The sequence below is a fragment of the Nocardia sp. NPDC088792 genome, from assembly GCF_044750615.1.
Classification (GTDB): Bacteria; Actinomycetota; Actinomycetes; order Mycobacteriales; family Mycobacteriaceae; genus Nocardia.
In genome coordinates this window covers 256124-272883 of the sequence record NZ_JBIVKC010000006.1, presented here as the reverse complement: position 1 = coordinate 272883, position 16760 = coordinate 256124, and the positions used below count along the sequence as shown (strand labels likewise).

Genomic DNA, 16760 nt, shown 5'->3' with positions numbered 1-16760 from the left:
TCCGGGATATCGTGGTGCTCGAGGCTCAGTTCGCGGCGGACAACGGTTGCAGGTATTTGCCCGGGTCGGCCAGTTGCTGCGCCACCACCTGGTCGAACCACTGTTTGCGGGACGCCTCGCTCTGCTGGCGGGCGGTGATCCGGTCGATATTGGCGGAGTTGATGATCAGGCCGCCGGGATTCCACCAGCCCTGTGGCAGCGCCTTACCCGTGCGCGCGTGCTCGGCCAGCAGGCGTACCGCGATATAGCCCTTGAGCCAGTGTTCGGGCGAGGCCAGGGCGGCGACGTACCCGTCCTTCACCGCCACCAGCGCCTGGGCGTCGGGATCGCAGGAGCCGACCAGGTATCGATGCCCGCTGTTCTTCTGGATCAAGGCCAGGGACACCGCGTCGGACGCGCCCGCGCCCAGGAAGGCGATGGCGTCCGGATGCGCCTTGACGATGTTGTTCCACTTGGTGAAGTTGTCCACCGGCTCCGAACCGGAGTCGTAGGGGCCGAGCACCGTCAGTGTCGACCGCTGCTCGCGCAGCAGGGCCTTCATCCCGTCCAGCCGCTGTTGCAGCAGGTCCAGGCCGGGAATGTCGTCGCCGAGGACTACCTCGCCCGTCGCGCCGACGGGGATCTGCTTGATGATCTCGGTGGCGAGGCTGCGGCCCAGATCGGTATTGCTGTTGCCGACGAACAGTCCCACCCCGGTGTCGGCGGGTGCGGCCGTATCCACCGCCACCACGGGCACTTTCGCGTCCGCGGCCTGCTGGAGCGGGCGGGTGAACAGGTCCGGCGTCAGCGTCTCCATGGCGATGCCGTCACGGGAGGTGCGGATCGCGGCCTGCAGCTGCGAAACCTCTTGCGGGCCATTGATGCTCGGCGGGGCGTTCTCGGTCAGATCCACATTCCCGGAGTCGGCGGCGGCCGCCTTCGCGCCGAAGGCCATCTCCTGGAAGGGATTCTGAGAGGTGGTCGAGTAGATGAAGGCCAGGTGGATCCGGCCGCCGCCGCCCACGGCGCCGCAACCCATCACCAGCAGCATGATCGCGAGCGCTATCGCCCAGGGCAGCAGTCTCGGGAGCAGCGGTCTCTTCGGATGGTTCATATCCACTCTTCCTCACGCCGTCGTCGGCCTTACGACCAGCTTCCGGCAGCGGGAGCGCGCGAGGTTGTCCGTGGGTGCACAGTCCTTGTCCGCCAGAACCCCGTGCCGCCGTGGGGTTTCCGGGCGCTGCGCGGGACGGCCACTGTGGGGTCAGGTCCGGTCGCCCCGGACCCCGATCGAGAGGACACCATGCAGCTGCGCTCCGACCCGTCCCGCATCCGCGGGTCGATAGCACCACTGTTCACGCCCTTCACCGAAGACGGTGCGGTGGACCATGATTCGTTGCGGGCCATGGTCCGCTGGCAGATCGCCAATGGGTCCCGTGGCGTGTCCATCGGCGGTTCGACCGGGGAACCCGGCGCGCAGTCCGGCGACGAGCGGGCAGCGGCGATCCGGACCGTCGCCGCGGAGGCCGGCGATCGAGTCGCGTTCCTGCCCGGCACCGGCTCGGCCGCACTGCCCGAGACCCTCGAGCTGACCGGCATCGCCCAGGACGCGGGCGCCGACGCGGTGCTCGTCGTCACGCCGTACTACGCACGGCCCACTCAGGAGGGCCTCTACAACTGGTATTCCACTGTGGCCCAGGAGTTTCCGGAACTGCCGATCATCGCCTACAACGTGCCGACGCGCACCGCGGTGGATCTCGCACCCGAGACGTTCGCGCGGCTCTACCGCGACCACGACAATATCGTCGGCATCAAGGAGACCACCAAGGACTTCGAGCACTTCTCGCGGGTCATGCACCTGTGTGGCAAGGACGTGCTCATGTGGTCGGGGATCGAATTGCTGTGCCTGCCGTTGATCGCGCTCGGCGGAACCGGATTCGTCTCGGCGCTGGCCAATATCGCGCCGGCGGCGGTTGCCCAGCTGTACGAGGCGGCGAGCGCGGGCGATTGGGAACGCGCCCGGGAACTGCACTACGGCGTGCATCCGCTGGTGGATCTGCTGTTCGTGGAGACCAATCCGGCCCCGGCGAAATGGCTGATGGCCGAGCGCGGCCTGATCCGCGCGGGACAGGTGCGGCCGCCCCTGGTCCCGCTCACCGACCAGGGGCGGGTGCGCGTGCGGGAGTTGGCGGAACAGGGCGGGAAGTACTTGACTCCCGTACCGGAGCAGCCTGCCGTCGTCTCGGAGCAGGGGTTGGCATGAATATCCCCGAGCGACTACGGCATTACATCGACGGGCGACTCACCGATTCGGCCGACGGCGCGACCTTCGAGGTGCTGGCCCCGGCCACCAACGCGGTCTATCGGACCGCCGCCGCGGGCGGACCGGCCGATATCGAGGCGGCGGTGACCGCCGCGCGGCGCGCCTTCGACACCGGGCCCTGGCCGCGGCTGGCCGACCGGGAGCGCGCCCGCATTCTCGTGCGGATCGCCGACGGCGTCGAGGCCCGCGACCGGGAACTGGCGAGCATGGAATCCTTCGATACCGGCCTGCCCATCACGCAGGCGACCGGGCAGGCGCGCCGGGCCGCGGAGAACTTCCGGTTCTTCGCCGATCTGATCGTCGCCCGTTCCGACCAGGCGTACAAGGTGCCGGGCAGGCAGCTCAACTACGTCAATCGCAAGCCGGTGGGTGTCGCGGGGCTGATCACGCCGTGGAACACGCCCTTCATGCTGGAATCCTGGAAACTCGCTCCGGCCTTGGCATCCGGGTGCACCGTGGTGCTCAAGCCCGCGGAGTTCACGCCGCTGAGCGCCTCGCTGTGGGCCGATATCCTCGCCGGGGCGGGCCTGCCGGATGGGGTGTTCAACCTGGTCAACGGTATCGGTGAGGTCGCCGGGGACGCGTTGGTGAAACACCCGGCGGTGAACCTGATCTCGTTCACCGGCGAGACCACCACCGGTCGGCTCATCTACCGCAATGCCTCCTCGCACCTCAAGGCGCTGTCCATGGAGCTGGGAGGGAAGTCGCCGGCCCTCGTCTTCGCCGACGCCGATCTGGATGCGGCGCTGGACTCCACGCTGTTCGGGGTGTTCTCGCTCAATGGCGAGCGCTGCACCGCATCCTCGCGGATCCTCGTCGAGCAGTCCGTCTACGACGAATTCGTGACCCGGTTCGCGGCCCGCGCCGAGGCCATCAAGGTCGGTGACCCGGCCGATCCGGCCACCGAGATCGGCGCGCTCGTACATCCCGAACACTACGAGCGGGTCATGGGCTACGTCGATATCGGCAGGGGCGAAGCGAAACTCGTCGCCGGCGGCGCGCGACCCGAGCACCTTCCGGCCGGAAACTACCTGTCCCCCACCGTCTTCGCCGATGTGCCCGTCACCGCACGCATTTTCCAGGAGGAGATCTTCGGACCGGTGGCCGCACTCACGCCGTTCCGCACCGAGGATGAGGCGGTCGAACTCGCCAATGCGGTGAAATACGGCCTGGCAGGCTATGTCTGGACCAATGACCTGCGCCGCGCGCACCGGGTCGCGGACCGCCTCGACGCCGGCATGGTCTGGATCAACTCACACAATGTGCGCGATCTGCGTTCACCGTTCGGCGGTGTGAAGGCGTCCGGGCTCGGGCACGAGGGCGGCTACCGGTCCCTCGACTTCTACACCGGGGAACAGGCCGTGCACGTCACCCTCGGCGATGTGCACACCGCGCGCTTCGGCGCGGGTGGTTACGACGAACGCGATCCGTACTTCTCTGCAGCAAGGAGGCCGTAGTGGTCCCGACCGTGCCCGCCAACCCGCCCGATATCGTCCGGTGCGCCTATCTCGAACTCGTGGTCACGGATCTCGCCGCCGCGCGCGAGTTCTATGTCGACATCCTCGGATTGGTGGTCACCGAGGAGACCTCCGAGTGCATACACCTGCGCGCACTCGAGGAGTTCATCCATCACAACCTGGTGCTGCGCAGGGGCTCCCGGCCCGCGGTCGCCGCATTCGGCTTCCGGTTGCGTGCGCCCGGCGAACTCGACCGGGCCGAAGCCTATTACCGGGCCCTGGGCTGCGACGTGCGCCGCGAACCCGCCGGATTCCGCACCGGCGTAGGCGAACTCGTCCGAGTGCTCGACCCGCTCGGCTTTCCCTACGAATTCTTCTACGACGTCGCGCATGTCCCCCGCTTGGCGTGGAACTACGAAATGCACGGCGCGGGCGCGCTGGTGCGGCTGGACCATTTCAATCAGGTCTGCCCGGATGTCACCGCGGGCGGCCGCTATCTGGAGAACCTCGGGTTCAAACGCACCGAGGACATCCGCGACGAAGACGGCGTCACCTATGCCGCCTGGTTCGCCCGCAAGGACACCGTGCACGACACGGCGCTCACCGCCGGTGCGGGCCCGCGCATGCACCACATCGCCTTCAATACCCATGAGCGGCACAACATCCTGTACATCTGCGACAAACTGGGCGCGCTCCGACGCTCGGACGCCATCGAACGCGGCCCCGGCCGGCACGGGGTATCCAACGCCTTCTACCTGTACCTCCGCGATCCCGACGGCCATCGCATCGAGATCTACACCCAGGACTACTACACCGGCGACCCGGACAACCCGGTGGTGACCTGGGACGTACGCGACAATCAGCGCCGCGACTGGTGGGGGCACGCGGTGGTCCCCAGCTGGTACACCGACGCCTCCCCCGTGCTGGACCTCGACGGCAGACCGGTGCCCGTGACCGAGAGCGCCGAGCCCCGTGAAATGGACGTGGCCATCGGCGCGGACGGCTTCTCCTACGCCCGGAAAGGCGACACCACAGCCGGATTCAAGGCCGGGACCCAACTCTGAGCGTGCCACTGGCTGCGGGCGGCCGGGGCATGAGGGGCCCGGCCGCACGCCTCGGTGTCAGTAGCCGTAATGCAGCCACACCGATTTGATCTCGGTGTAGGCGTCGATCGCCCACGGACCCATCTCCCGGCCCCACCCCGAGGCTTTGTACCCGCCCCACGGCGCGGCCATATCCGGGACCGGCGGCATGTTCACGAATATCGCGCCGGCCCGGATGCCGTCGGCCAGCCGGTGCGCCGTCTTGATATCCCGGGTCCAGACAGTCGCGGCCAGACCGTATTCGGTGTCATTGGCGCGCGTGATGAGATGGTCGAGTTCGTCACCGTCGGAGTAGGCGGTCACCGCGAGAACCGGTCCGAAGATCTCCTCGTGCATTATCGCCATATCGTCGCTCACGCCGGTGAACAGCGTCGGCGCGAAAAAGTAACCCGCACCGACACTTTCGACGCGCTCACCGCCCGTCACGAGTTCCGCGCCCTGTCCACGGCCCACCGCGACCAGCCGCTCCACGTGCCCGAGATGCTTCTGGGACACCAGCGGGCCGAGGTCGGTCGACTCGTCGAGGCCCGCGCCGAGCCGCAGCCCGGCCAGCCCCTGTGCCAGCTTGTCGACGAACTCGGCCTCGCGCTTGTGATCGACATAGAAGCGCGTGTAGGCGGCGCACACCTGCCCCGAATTCATGGTCGCGCCGGCCAGATTCCCGGCTACCGCGCCGTCGATATCGGCATCGGCCGCAATCACGCTGGGCGCCTTGCCGCCGAGCTCGAGGGTGAGCCGCTTCAGGTTGGATTCCGCACTGGCCGTGGTGATCAGCTTGCCGACCGCCGTGGAGCCGGTATACGACACGTGGTCGACGCCCGGGTGCGCGCACAACAGCGCACCGACCGCGCCGTCGCCGGTCACCAGGTTCACCACGCCGCGCGGCACGCCCGCCCGCTCGATGAGTTCGACCAACCGGATCGCGGTCAGTGGGGTGACCTCGCTGGGCTTGATGATCACCGTATTGCCGGTGGCCAAGGCGGGAGCCAACTTCCACGCCAGGATCATCAGCGGGAAGTTCCAGGGTGTGATCAACGCATTGACGCCGACCGGTTCCCGGCGGGTGTAGTGCAGGGTATCGGGATAGGAGATCGGGTTGGTGGTGCCCTGGATCTTGGTGACCCAGCCCGCGTAATAGCGGCAGTGTTCGGCCGCACCGGTCACGCTGACCGCGCGGGCGATGCCGATCGGCTGGCCTTGATCCCTCGTCTCCAACCGGGCCAGCTCTTCGTGGTGCTCCTCGATCAAGGTGGCGATACGGAACAGCAGAGCGGCGCGCTGAATGGGCAGCAGTCCAGCCCATTCGGGTGCGGTGAGCGCGCGGCGGGCCGCGGCCACGGCGGCGTCGACGTCGGCCGCGGCGGCGGTGGCGACCTCGTCGATCACCTGGGCGGTGGCGGGATCACGCGTCGGAATCGGTTCACCGCCACCGGTGATCCACGCTCCGTCGATGTACAAGCGGGTGGGCATGCGGGGTCTCCTGCCAGTGGTCGGATCGATGATTCTGGAGTCTGCCGCCATCCGGCTACCGCGACTTGTCCACCTGTGCACAGGATTTGGCCGTGTGCGCCCACCCGCTCAGCCACGCTTTGTCGTGTACAAGATTGTATATAATCGGCATCATGACTGATCAGGTCGCTGCGTCCGAGTTCGATCCGGCCGGCGCGGACCGCCCGGGCAAAGTGATCGCCGTCCACCTCAACTACCCCAGCCGCATTGCACAGCGCGAACGCGCACCCGAACAGCCGTCGTACTTCCTGAAGCCGAGCACCTCGGTCGCGGCCGGTGGTGGCATTGTCGAACGGCCGACGGGCACCGAACTTCTCGCCTTCGAGGGCGAGATCGCGCTCGTAATCGGCACTGCGGCACGCAATGTCGACCGGGACGCGGCCTGGTCGCACGTCTCCGGCATTACCGCGGCCAATGACTTCGGCGTCTACGAACTCCGGTACGCGGACAAAGGATCGAACCTGCGCGCCAAGGGCGGGGACGGTTTCACCCCGCTCGGTCCCGCCCTCATCGACGCGGCCGCCATCGATCCGGCCGCGCTGCGCGTGCGCACGTGGGTGGATGGTCTTCTCGTACAAGAGGATCGGACCGATGGGCTGGCATTTCCGTTCGATCAGCTGATCGCGGATCTGTCCGAACTGATCACGCTGGAACCGGGTGATGTCATTCTCACGGGCACTCCCGCCGGGTCGAGTGTCGTCGAGCCCGGCCGGAGCGTCGAGGTCGAAGTGGATGCGCCAGACGCGCCGGGATGCCCGTCGTCCGGCCGCCTGGTCACCCGGGTCGTCCAGGGCGTCAGCGCACCGGGCCGCAATGGCGCCGGGCCGAAAGTCGATGACCGGCAACGGATCGAGGCGTGGGGCAGCCGCGCGGCGGCCGGGTTGCCACCGGAGCCGGAGTCCTTCGAACTCACCGACGAACTCAGGGCCGAGCTGTTATCGGTGTCGGTGGCGACCCTCAGCGCCCAGCTGCGCAAACACGGTCTCGACACCGTGACCATCGACGGCGCCGCGCCGCTGCGGCCCGGCCAGAAGATGGTCGGTCGCGCGCGAACGCTGCGGTTCGTACCGCATCGGGAGGACCTTTTCGCCTCGCACGGTGGCGGTTTCAATGCCCAGAAGCAGGCCTTCGACGGCCTGCGGCCGGGCGATGTCCTGGTGATCGAGGCGCGCGGCGATGCCAGCAGCGGCACGGTCGGCGATATTCTCGCGCTGCGCGCCCAGGTGCTGGGCGCCGCCGGCATCGTCACCGACGGCGGTGTGCGGGATACGGCGGCCGTGCGCGAGTTGCGAATTCCGGTCTATGCCAAGGGTTCTCACCCGGCCGTCCTCGGGCGGCGGCACGTGCCCTGGGACGTGGATGTGACGGTCGCATGCGGCGGCGCGACCGTGCAGCCCGGCGATGTGATCGTCGGTGACGAGGACGGCGTGCTGGTCATACCGCCGGACTACGCGGCGAAGGTAGTGGCCGCGGCCCGCGCTCAGGAGGATGAGGAATCCTTCATCACCGAGCAGGTGGCGGCGGGCGCATCCGTCGACGGGCTCTATCCGATGAACAGTCGATGGCGGCAACGCTATGCACAGTCCGCAGGTTCGAAGAGGGAGCGCTCATGACCGATCGATCGGCCGCATCCGAACAGCGCGCCAGCAAGTCCGAACGGGCCTATCGTTTTCTCAAGGAGCGCATTGCCGACGGCCGGTACTCCCCCGGATACCGCCTCGTGCTGGACCAGATCGCCAAACAGCTGGACGTCAGCGCCGTCCCGGTCCGCGAGGCGATCCGCCGGCTGGAAGCCGAAGGGCTGGTGGAGTTCGAACGCAATGTCGGGGCTCACGTCGCCATGGTCGACGAGCGCGAATACTTCTACACCATGCAGACTCTGGCGATTCTCGAAGGCTCCGCCACCGCGCTCGCGGCGCCACTGCTGACCGCCGCCGCACTCGGCGAGGCCCGCGCCGTCAATGCTCGGATGGCCGAATGCCTCACCCATTTCGATCCGCACCGCTTCACCGAACTCAATCAGTCCTTCCATCGCGCACTGTTCGCCGCATGCCCCAATCCGCAGATCCTCGATCTGGTGCACCGCGGCTGGAGCCGGCTTGCCGTAATCCGGGATTCCACTTTCGGTTTCGTGCCGGGACGGGCACAGCAATCCGTCGCCGAACACGAGCGGATACTGCAGCTCCTCGCCGACGGCGCCGCACCGCTCGAGATAGAACTCGCCGTGCGCACACACCGCACCGCGACACTCGACGCGCTGCTCAGCCACCAGGCCGAACGTCACATCTGATCGAGCGGGAAAGTGGCGGTCGTGCGCCACCGCAGGCGATCCAGCGGGCCGGAGTCGACCACGCCGTCGAACAGCGCAGCCCGCTCGCTCATACCGCGCAAACCATAGTAAGAGCCATGCGAGCGGCACCCGCGTGAATTCCGATGGCGCTCACATGATGTGAGATGGCATCGTGCAGATCACGGGCAATGGCCTCACGCTCCGCGGTGATCGCCCGTTCCAGCGCGGCCCGCTCCTCGTGCACGCGGCGTTGCGCGCGCAGCTTCAGATCGTCGATGTAGGCGCGTCGAGCGGTGGTGTACCGGCCCACCAACCACGGCACCACGCCGACGCCGACGATCGCGGACAGCACCATGGGCCAATGCCGGGATTGGTAGTCCTGTGTAATGAAGTGCCCGGCACCGACACCCGCGACCAGCACCCCCAGCGTGAGCACGGCAGGCCGCACGGTCAGCCAGGCCCCGGCCCGATACCCGGCGATGAGATAACCGACATCGGCCACCGTCGACACACCGCCGTGCCGAGTAATGAACCACAGGGCCGGCATCCGCACACACACCTGCAGCACCGCGACCCAGCCCGCAGTTCCCGCAGGCGCCGCCAACGCCAGATCGGCCACCACGATCGCCACGAGAAAACCCAGCGTGGCAGCCGGCGCCGCGCCGAACAGCCCGGTGCTGACGAACGTCACGGCATCGGCCGTGGCCACCGTCACCGCGAGCAGCAACGACTGCCAGGCCAGGGACTTGCTGACGTCGAGCACGAGAGCATCGTGCCCGATGAGCGGCCGTGTGTCAGAACGGCGACGGTGCAACGGCTTTCCAGAAGTCGCACTGATGCTCGGCGTCGAAGGAGTCGATGACGACACTGCCGGTCGGGCGCAGCGACATGATGCGGTGATCGGGTCCATAGGCAGGGAACGCGGTGAGACCCGCCGGGTCGGGAGTGCCGGCGACGACGAAACGACTCCAGTACCGGACCATCTGGTCCGACAAGGTCTTCTGGTCGGGCGTCATGACCTGATCGGCGATGGGCGACACGCCCTTCAGGTCCCACAGTGACGGCAGTTCGCTGGCGTGGAATGCGCCGAGCGGGAAGGTACTCGGCGGGCCCACCGGGCTGGGATCGTCGAACTGGTAGCCGTACACCTGATTCCGCACGGCGAACAGCGCGTCCTCGGCGCCGATACCGCCCACCAGTTGATCGGTCCACGCCGTGCTCAGCGCGACCGCGGGCTGTGGGTAGGCCGACGCCGGGTAGTGGGACACGATCTCGTCGACCTGGTCGGGCGTCAAGCCGTTCGCGAACTTGGAGTTCACGTACTTCGCCACGACGGCCGGATAGTCCTGTGCGGTCAAGGTTTTCGAGACCAGCGGGATCCCGTAGTCCTTGTAGACCCACAGCGACATCTCGGTGTGATTGTTGCCGTTGATGACCGGGACCGGATTCGTCTTTCCCTGTTTCAGCGCGTCCTGCGGGCTCAATGGCATGAACGGGGTTTCGCTGGTCGAGTTCCAGCCGCCGGCCGCGCCACTGACCCGGTCGGCCGAGCCGGCGAGCAAGGACGAAACCGGCAGTGCCCGAAGGCATTGCGCGGCGGTCGCGGGATCGGCGCAGCCCACCTGCCGGGCGAAGTTCTCGCCGGTCTGCTCGGCGTCGTCACGAGTCTGGCCGGCCGCACACGGCCCGCTCTCCATGATGGCGCCGCGGAACAGGCCCGCCGAGCCGGGCGCGGCCAGCTGCGCGCACACCGAGATCGCGCCCGCGGATTCGCCTGCGACGGTGACCTTTCCGGGGTCGCCGCCGAATGCGGAGATATTGCGCTGCACCCATTGCAATGCGGCCTGCTGATCCATCAGCCCGTAGTTGCCGGCATCGCCGGAGGCGGTGGCGAGCGCCGGATGGGCGAGGAAGCCGAGGGCGCCGAGCCGGTAGTTGATCGTGACGACGATCATCGGGCCGTCGCCGCGGGTCATGAACTTGCCGGGCCCGTACATCGCGCCGTTGCCGCTGGTGAAACTACCGCCGTGGATCCACACCAGGACCGGGAGCTTGCCGTCCGCGGGCGCGGTGGCCGGAGTCGCCACGTTCAGATACAGACAGTCCTCATTGCCCTGATCCTTACCCTGCGGGCAGTTCGATCCCGGCGAGGTCGCCGCGCGGACTCCGGTCCAGGATGCGGCGGGTTGCGGGGACTGCCAGCGCAGCGCGCCGACCGGCGGTGCGGCATAGGGGATTCCCTCGAACTGCCGGTAGCCGTCATGATCGGCGCCGCGCAAGGCGCCGGTGTCGACCGTGACGATGTCGCCGATACCCGGCTGCGCTGTGGCGATACCCGGCGCGCCGAGTGCGACCAGCACGAGCATCAGGCTCGAACAGATCAAGCGATGGACCACTGCACGACTCCTCCACACGACATTCGTCTCCCACCGATAGTTAGCAGTTCGCTAGTAAAGCGAATGCTAGCGTATTGTCACTAGGTGCACGGGCCATCCGGCACCTCCGCGCGCAGGAGGACATCGCGATGACAGAGCAGGCGGCCGCGACGGGCAGAACGCGCAAGAAGCGCGACCGAGCCCGCACGGAAGCGGACCTCATGGATGCCGCCGAGCGCCTGTTCGAACGCGACGGCGTACTCGCCGGGCTGAACCTCAACGAGGTCGCCACCGAGGCCGGCGTCAATCGGGGGCAGATCTATCAGATGTACGGCAATCGGCGATTCCTGCTGCGTGCGGCGCTCAACCGCGCACTGGAACGCTTCCGCGCGACACAGCCCGCCCACTGGGACCGCGGCTTCGCCGACCGTCGGCGCGCGGTGATCCGCTGGGCCATCGACGAATATCCGGCCGTGCGCGCGGTCGCCCTGCTCTCCCTCGACGGTGACGACGAATTCCACCCGTTCCCCGCCCTCGAACTGACCCGCGCCGCAATCGAACACGACAAGACCACCGGCGCCCTGCCACCGGACGCCGACGGCGACGCCCTGCACGTGCTGACAGCCGCTGCCGCCTACGGCTATTCGGTGATGCGCGAGGCGGCGGCGCGCGATCTCGGCATTACCCCGGCGGAATTGGATGAACGGGTGCTGCCGGTCTACGACCGGATGGTCGGCCTGCTCGGCGGCGAGGCGATCTGAGCGCTTTGCGCCGATCGGGAAGTTACTCCGGCTACCTTTGACGGGACAACCGAATCGATCCCGTGGAGGGTGAGCATGCTGCATACCGATATCCCCACGCACGGCGACATTCTGGCGCTGGCATCCGAGAACGGGCCCTGGTGTGTATCCATCTACACGCCGACCGAGGTGGATACCCCGACGCCGGACCGGAATCGGGTGGCCTTCGAGAACCAGGTCAAACAGGCGCTGGAGCTGATCACCGACAAAGGTGCGCGCGAAACCCTCGCGGAGGAGTTCGCGGACCTGATCGACGACGAGAACTACTGGCGATACCAGTCGCGGACCCTGGCGGTGCACGCGACGCCGGACCGGGTGCGGACCTATCGGGTGCCGAACCGGCTGGAAGCGAGCACGACGGTCGGCGACCGGTTCAATATCAAGCCGCTGCTGCGCTCGACCACCTTTCCGCAGACCGCGTTCGTGCTGGCGCTGGCCGAGGGGTCGGTGCGATTGGTCGAGGTGGTCGCCGACGGCCCCGCCGCGGATGTGCAGATCGCCGGGATGCCGGCGAATCTGAACGCCTACCTGGATCTGCCGCCGCTGGGCCGTAATCCACACGGCCGCCTGCAAGGCAGCGAAGGACGCAAGGTGCGGGTGCGGCAGTACTGCCGCGCGGTCGACCACGCACTGCGAACTGTGTTGTCCGGCATGAACATTCCACTCATCCTGGCCGCGGCCGAGCCCACCGACGCACTGTTCCGGTCGGTCAACAGCTACCCCGGACTGCTCGCCGAGGGCCTGCCGGGCAACCCGGAGCACCTCTCCGACACCGAACTGGCCGGCCGTACCCGCGAGCTGCTGGATCGGCACTACGCCGACGAATTATCGGCCCTGCGTGACGAATTCGAGAAGCGGCGCAGTGACGGCCGTGGCGCGATCGATCTGGCCGATATCGCGCGGGCCGCCACCTACGGGATCGTGCACGCATTGTTCGTCGATATCGATGCCGCGGTACCCGGCACCGTCGCCGATGACGGCAGCATCGTCGCGTCCACGGCCGCCGACAAGCCCGGGGTGCTCGACGAAATCGCCCGCCGCGTAGTGCTTTCCAATGGCCGGGTGCTGGCGGTGCGAGCCGAGGACATTCCCGACGGCGCACACGCGGCGGCCATTCTGCGCTACGCCACTTAGAACTCGACCAGCGACTCGATTCCCGGTGAGAGGCTGCCCGCGGCGGCGGCCTCGAGGAGGAAGTTCTCCAGCGTCGCGCGGAAGGCGATGGCGGCGTGGGTGGGAATGACGTCCTTACGGTGCGCGAGGGCCACCGTGCGGTACAGGGCGGGTGCGCCACGGCCGCCGTCGAGCGCGAGCGGAGTGCCGCGCAGACCGGGGCGGCCGGCGAGCACCATGCTGGGGACGACCGCTATGCCGAGGCCGACCTCCACGAAGCGCAGGACGGCGTCCATCTCGCCGCCCTCGACGGCGAAGTGCGGCTCGAATCCGGCCTGGCGGCAGGCCGCGAGCGTGGCCTCGCGCAGGTCGTAACCGCGCCGGAACATGACCAGCGGGCGGTCGCGCAGGTCGGTGATGCGCAGGTGAGAGCGGTTCGGGAGGGAATCGTCGCCCACCCGGGAGGCGACCACCAGGTTCTCCCGCAGGATCGGGCTGGTGACCAGCGGGGTGTCGTCGGCGAGCGGCAGGATGACCAGGGCCAGGTCCAGTGCGCCGCGGGTCAGATCGCGGACCAGGTCGCGGGAGCCGCCTTCCTCCACTTCCAGTCCGATGCCCGGGTAGGCGTCATGGAAGCGGCACAGGGTGTCGGCCAGCAGCCCGGAGCAGAGCGACGGGGTGGCCCCCAATCGGACTCGGCCACGCCGCAATCCGGCGAGTTCCTGCACCTCGAGCCGGGCGGTGTCCAGATCGGCGAGGATGCGGTCGGCGAGCGGGAGCAGTGCCTCACCGGCGGCGGTCAGGGTGATATTGCCGCGGGCGCGGCTGAAGAGCGGCGCGCCGAGCTCGGTCTCCAGCGCGCGAATCTGCTTGGACAGCGAGGGTTGTGCGACCCCCAGCGCCTCGGCGGCCTGCGTGAAATGCCGGGTCTTCGCCACGCCCAGGAAGTACGTCAACTGCTGCAACTGCACAGTTCATAGCCTAGGTTCATGAACTTCGGTTGCACGATTCCGAGGCGAAGATCATGTCCGGGCCTGTGAAAGGGCTCACCACGCGAAACCTCTACAGGCCGTAGTAATTACGGCCACAGCTTGCTTCATAGACTGCGGTCATGGACACCAGAGCGGCGCGGACTTGGACCCGCTGACCGGCCCGGTCGTACTTTTCGCTGGTGGCTCTCGCAATACCCGCGGTGTACCGCTCTACGGTCGGCAAGAAGGCCGTCATGGCGGTGACCGGCGGAATCCTGGTGCTGTACCTGGTCGCTCACATGGCCGGAAATCTGAAGATATTTCTGGGGGCGTCGACGTTCGATCACTACGCGGCCTGGCTGCGCACGCTGGGCGAGCCCGTACTCCCCCACCGCTGGCTGCTGACCGGAATCGAGATCGTGCTCGGCGCGAGTGTGCTCCTGCACATGTGGTCGGCGGTATCGCTCGCTCGCACCGCGCGGCGGGCGCGGCCCGTCAAGTACGCGGCCGGGAAGCAGTCGCACGCACACGGGTACGCCGTCCACACCATGCGGTACGGCGGCATCGTCATCGCCTTGTTCATCATCTGGCATCTGCTGGATCTGACCTTCGGTGCGGTGAATCCCGCGGGCGGCGAGGCGACTCCGTATGCGAAGGTCGTCGCCGACTTCGCGCCCTCGCACTGGTACATCACGCTGTTCTACGTCATCGCCGTGGTGCTGGTGGGTATGCATCTCCGGCACGGCATTCGCAGCGCCTTCCAGACCCTGGGGCTGGCCGGCAAACGCAATTACGCCCGATACGACCTGCTCGCGGGGATCGTCTCGGCGCTGCTGGTCCTCGGCTTCCTGGCCGTCCCGATCTCCGTCACGTTCGGATGGGTGAAGTAATCATGAGCGAAAACAGTTACCGCAGTGGCGAACCGATCGCCGACGGCAAGGCTCCGGCCGGACCGATCGCCGACCGGTGGACCACCCGCAAGTTCGAGGCCAAGTTGGTCAATCCGGCGAACAAGCGGAAGAAGAAGATCATCATCATCGGCACCGGGCTGGCCGGCGGCTCGGCTGGCGCCACCCTGGGCGAGCAGGGATACCACGTCATCCAGTTCTGCTTCCAGGACTCGCCCCGCCGGGCGCACTCGATCGCCGCGCAGGGCGGGATCAACGCCGCCAAGAACTATCGCAATGACGGCGACAGCGTGCACCGCCTCTTCTACGACACGGTGAAGGGCGGCGACTACCGCTCCCGCGAATCGAATGTGCACCGGCTCGCCGAGATCTCCACGCAGATCATCGATCAGTGTGTCGCGCAAGGGGTTCCGTTCGCACGGGAGTACGGCGGGCTGCTCGACAACCGATCATTCGGTGGCACACAGGTTTCCCGCACCTTCTATGCCCGCGGGCAGACCGGGCAGCAGCTGCTGCTGGGCGCGTACCAGGCCCTGATGCGGCAGGTGGATGCGGGCACCGTGGAACTGCATGCGCGGCACGAGATGCTCGACCTGATCATGGTCGATGGGGTGGCACGCGGCGTGGTCGTGCGGGATCTCGTCACCGGAGAGATCCGGTCCTACACCGCCGATGCGGTGGTGCTGGCCTCCGGCGGGTACGGGAATGTGTACTTCCTGTCGACCAATGCCATGGGCTCCAATGTCACGGCCTCCTGGCGGGCGCACAAGCACGGCGCGTATTTCGCCAATCCGTGCTTCACACAGATTCATCCGACCTGTATCCCGGTGTCGGGCGAGCATCAGTCGAAGCTGACCCTCATGTCGGAGTCGCTGCGCAATGACGGGCGGGTGTGGGTGCCGAAACAGGTCGGCGACCACCGGGCGCCGGGCGATATCCCCGAGAACGAGCGTGACTATTACCTGGAACGCATCTATCCGGCCTTCGGCAATCTCGTTCCCCGCGATATCGCTTCGCGGGCGGCCAAGAACGTGTGCGACGAGGGCCGCGGGGTCGGACCGGGCGGGCTCGGCGTGTACCTCGACTTCGCCGACGCGATAGCGCGACTCGGGCTGGATACCGTGGAAGCCAAGTACGGCAACCTCTTTCAGATGTACGAGCGGATCACCGGCGAGAACCCGTACGAGATGCCCATGCGCATCTACCCCGCTGTGCACTACACGATGGGCGGGCTGTGGGTGGATTACGATCTGCAGTCGACGATTCCGGGGCTGTTCGTGATCGGCGAGGCCAATTTCTCCGACCACGGCGCCAATCGGCTCGGAGCGTCGGCGCTCATGCAGGGCCTGGCCGACGGGTACTTCGTGCTCCCGGCGACCATCGGCGACTATCTCGCCCGCGGGCCCGTCGGAGAGGTTCCCGACACGGCCGTGAAAGAGGCCGAGGCGCGGGTCGTTTCGATGATCGACCGGCTGCTGTCGATCAAGGGCGACCGTACGGTGGACTCCTTCCATCGCGAACTCGGCCACATCATGTGGGAGTACTGCGGCATGGAACGGACCGAGGAAGGGCTGCGCAAGGCGCTGGCGCTGATTCCCGCTCTGCGCGCGGAGTTCTGGGAGCGGGTCACGGTCCCGGGCTCGGGCGATGACCTGAATCAGTCGCTGGAGCGGGCGGGCCGGGTCGCCGACTTCCTGGAACTGGCCGAGCTCATGGTGATCGACGCCCTGCACCGCACCGAATCCGCGGGCGGGCACTTCCGCGCCGAATCCCGTACCGAGGACGGCGAAGCCGCGCGCGATGACGCCAACTTCTCCTACGTCGCCGCGTGGGAGTGGGGCGGCGCGGACGCAGCGCCGGCCCTCCACAAGGAGGCACTGGACTTCGAGTACGTCCATCCGACCACCCGGTCCTACAAGTAAGGGAAGGTGT

14 protein-coding genes are annotated in these 16760 nt (G+C 67.5%); 9 read left to right on the top strand and 5 right to left on the bottom strand.

Annotated elements, in window-relative coordinates; translation table 11 throughout:
* Positions 1–25: 25 nt before the first annotated feature.
* Positions 26–1093, bottom strand: coding sequence for a sugar ABC transporter substrate-binding protein (locus ACIP5Y_RS37480; RefSeq protein ID WP_400357242.1), 1068 nt, complete (start codon positions 1091–1093; stop codon positions 26–28).
* A gap of 189 nt (positions 1094–1282) precedes the next feature.
* Here ACIP5Y_RS37480 and dapA point away from each other — a divergent pair, with 189 nt between their 5' ends.
* The 3 genes from dapA to hpaD are packed head-to-tail and all read left to right on the top strand — an operon-like array spanning position 1283 to position 4823.
* Entirely contained in the window at positions 1283–2242 is a 960-nt protein-coding gene (gene dapA / locus ACIP5Y_RS37475; protein WP_400357240.1) for a 4-hydroxy-tetrahydrodipicolinate synthase, read from the top strand.
* Positions 2239–3759: a 5-carboxymethyl-2-hydroxymuconate semialdehyde dehydrogenase gene (hpaE, locus tag ACIP5Y_RS37470; RefSeq protein WP_400357238.1), complete on the top strand. Its 1521-nt coding sequence runs from the start codon at positions 2239–2241 to the stop codon at positions 3757–3759. The genes dapA and hpaE overlap by 4 nt, the downstream gene beginning before the upstream one ends.
* The gene (hpaD, locus tag ACIP5Y_RS37465; protein ID WP_400357236.1) at positions 3759–4823 is read left to right on the top strand and encodes a 3,4-dihydroxyphenylacetate 2,3-dioxygenase; all 1065 of its coding nucleotides are present in this window, start codon (positions 3759–3761) and stop codon (positions 4821–4823) included. Before hpaE ends, hpaD begins: the two co-directional genes overlap by 1 nt.
* Before the next feature lie 57 nt (positions 4824–4880).
* Here the strand turns inward: hpaD and ACIP5Y_RS37460 are convergent, their stop codons facing one another.
* A complete protein-coding gene (locus tag ACIP5Y_RS37460; protein WP_400357234.1) occupies positions 4881–6332 on the bottom strand; it encodes an aldehyde dehydrogenase family protein in 1452 nt (483 codons plus the stop codon).
* A gap of 152 nt (positions 6333–6484) precedes the next feature.
* On the opposite strand from ACIP5Y_RS37460, the gene ACIP5Y_RS37455 reads away from it, so the two are divergent.
* Positions 6485–7984 carry a fumarylacetoacetate hydrolase family protein gene (locus ACIP5Y_RS37455; protein WP_400357232.1) on the top strand — a complete coding sequence of 500 codons (1500 nt, stop codon included), beginning with the start codon at positions 6485–6487 and terminating at the stop codon, positions 7982–7984.
* Positions 7981–8661 (top strand): GntR family transcriptional regulator, encoded by a 681-nt coding sequence (locus ACIP5Y_RS37450; RefSeq protein ID WP_400357230.1) that lies wholly within the window; start codon positions 7981–7983, stop codon positions 8659–8661. Before ACIP5Y_RS37455 ends, ACIP5Y_RS37450 begins: the two co-directional genes overlap by 4 nt.
* Positions 8662–8749: 88 nt before the next feature.
* Here ACIP5Y_RS37450 and ACIP5Y_RS37445 read toward each other — a convergent pair whose 3' ends face one another.
* Positions 8750–9424, bottom strand: coding sequence for a histidine kinase (locus ACIP5Y_RS37445; protein WP_400357228.1), 675 nt, complete (start codon positions 9422–9424; stop codon positions 8750–8752).
* Positions 9425–9455: 31 nt separating this feature from the next.
* Positions 9456–11057 (bottom strand): carboxylesterase/lipase family protein, encoded by a 1602-nt coding sequence (locus ACIP5Y_RS37440; RefSeq protein ID WP_400357226.1) that lies wholly within the window; start codon positions 11055–11057, stop codon positions 9456–9458.
* 128 nt (positions 11058–11185) lie between these two features.
* Here ACIP5Y_RS37440 and ACIP5Y_RS37435 point away from each other — a divergent pair, with 128 nt between their 5' ends.
* Both ACIP5Y_RS37435 and ACIP5Y_RS37430 read left to right on the top strand, forming a co-directional pair.
* Positions 11186–11797: a TetR/AcrR family transcriptional regulator gene (locus tag ACIP5Y_RS37435; RefSeq protein WP_400357224.1), complete on the top strand. Its 612-nt coding sequence runs from the start codon at positions 11186–11188 to the stop codon at positions 11795–11797.
* 75 nt (positions 11798–11872) lie between these two features.
* Positions 11873–12970, top strand: coding sequence for a hypothetical protein (locus tag ACIP5Y_RS37430; protein ID WP_400357222.1), 1098 nt, complete (start codon positions 11873–11875; stop codon positions 12968–12970).
* Here the strand turns inward: ACIP5Y_RS37430 and ACIP5Y_RS37425 are convergent.
* Positions 12967–13920: a LysR family transcriptional regulator gene (locus tag ACIP5Y_RS37425; RefSeq protein WP_400357220.1), complete on the bottom strand. Its 954-nt coding sequence runs from the start codon at positions 13918–13920 to the stop codon at positions 12967–12969. The genes ACIP5Y_RS37430 and ACIP5Y_RS37425 overlap by 4 nt on opposite strands.
* Before the next feature lie 200 nt (positions 13921–14120).
* Here ACIP5Y_RS37425 and ACIP5Y_RS37420 point away from each other — a divergent pair, with 200 nt between their 5' ends.
* A complete protein-coding gene (locus tag ACIP5Y_RS37420) occupies positions 14121–14810 on the top strand; it encodes a succinate dehydrogenase cytochrome b subunit (RefSeq protein ID WP_400357218.1) in 690 nt (229 codons plus the stop codon).
* Positions 14811–14812: 2 nt separating this feature from the next.
* On the top strand, positions 14813–16750 hold the full coding sequence (locus ACIP5Y_RS37415; RefSeq protein WP_400357216.1) for a fumarate reductase/succinate dehydrogenase flavoprotein subunit: 1938 nt from the start codon (positions 14813–14815) through the stop codon (positions 16748–16750).
* The last annotated feature ends 10 nt before the right edge of the window (positions 16751–16760 follow it).

Coding starts and splice junctions, on each gene's coding strand:
- ACIP5Y_RS37450 (WP_400357230.1), top strand. CDS start 7,981: ATGACCGATCGATCGGCCGCATCCGAACAGCGCGCCAGCAAGTCCGAA.
- ACIP5Y_RS37460 (WP_400357234.1), bottom strand. CDS start 6,332: ATGCCCACCCGCTTGTACATCGACGGAGCGTGGATCACCGGTGGCGGT.
- hpaE (WP_400357238.1), top strand. CDS start 2,239: ATGAATATCCCCGAGCGACTACGGCATTACATCGACGGGCGACTCACC.
- ACIP5Y_RS37455 (WP_400357232.1), top strand. CDS start 6,485: ATGACTGATCAGGTCGCTGCGTCCGAGTTCGATCCGGCCGGCGCGGAC.
- ACIP5Y_RS37435 (WP_400357224.1), top strand. CDS start 11,186: ATGACAGAGCAGGCGGCCGCGACGGGCAGAACGCGCAAGAAGCGCGAC.
- dapA (WP_400357240.1), top strand. CDS start 1,283: ATGCAGCTGCGCTCCGACCCGTCCCGCATCCGCGGGTCGATAGCACCA.
- ACIP5Y_RS37430 (WP_400357222.1), top strand. CDS start 11,873: ATGCTGCATACCGATATCCCCACGCACGGCGACATTCTGGCGCTGGCA.
- ACIP5Y_RS37415 (WP_400357216.1), top strand. CDS start 14,813: ATGAGCGAAAACAGTTACCGCAGTGGCGAACCGATCGCCGACGGCAAG.
- ACIP5Y_RS37480 (WP_400357242.1), bottom strand. CDS start 1,093: ATGAACCATCCGAAGAGACCGCTGCTCCCGAGACTGCTGCCCTGGGCG.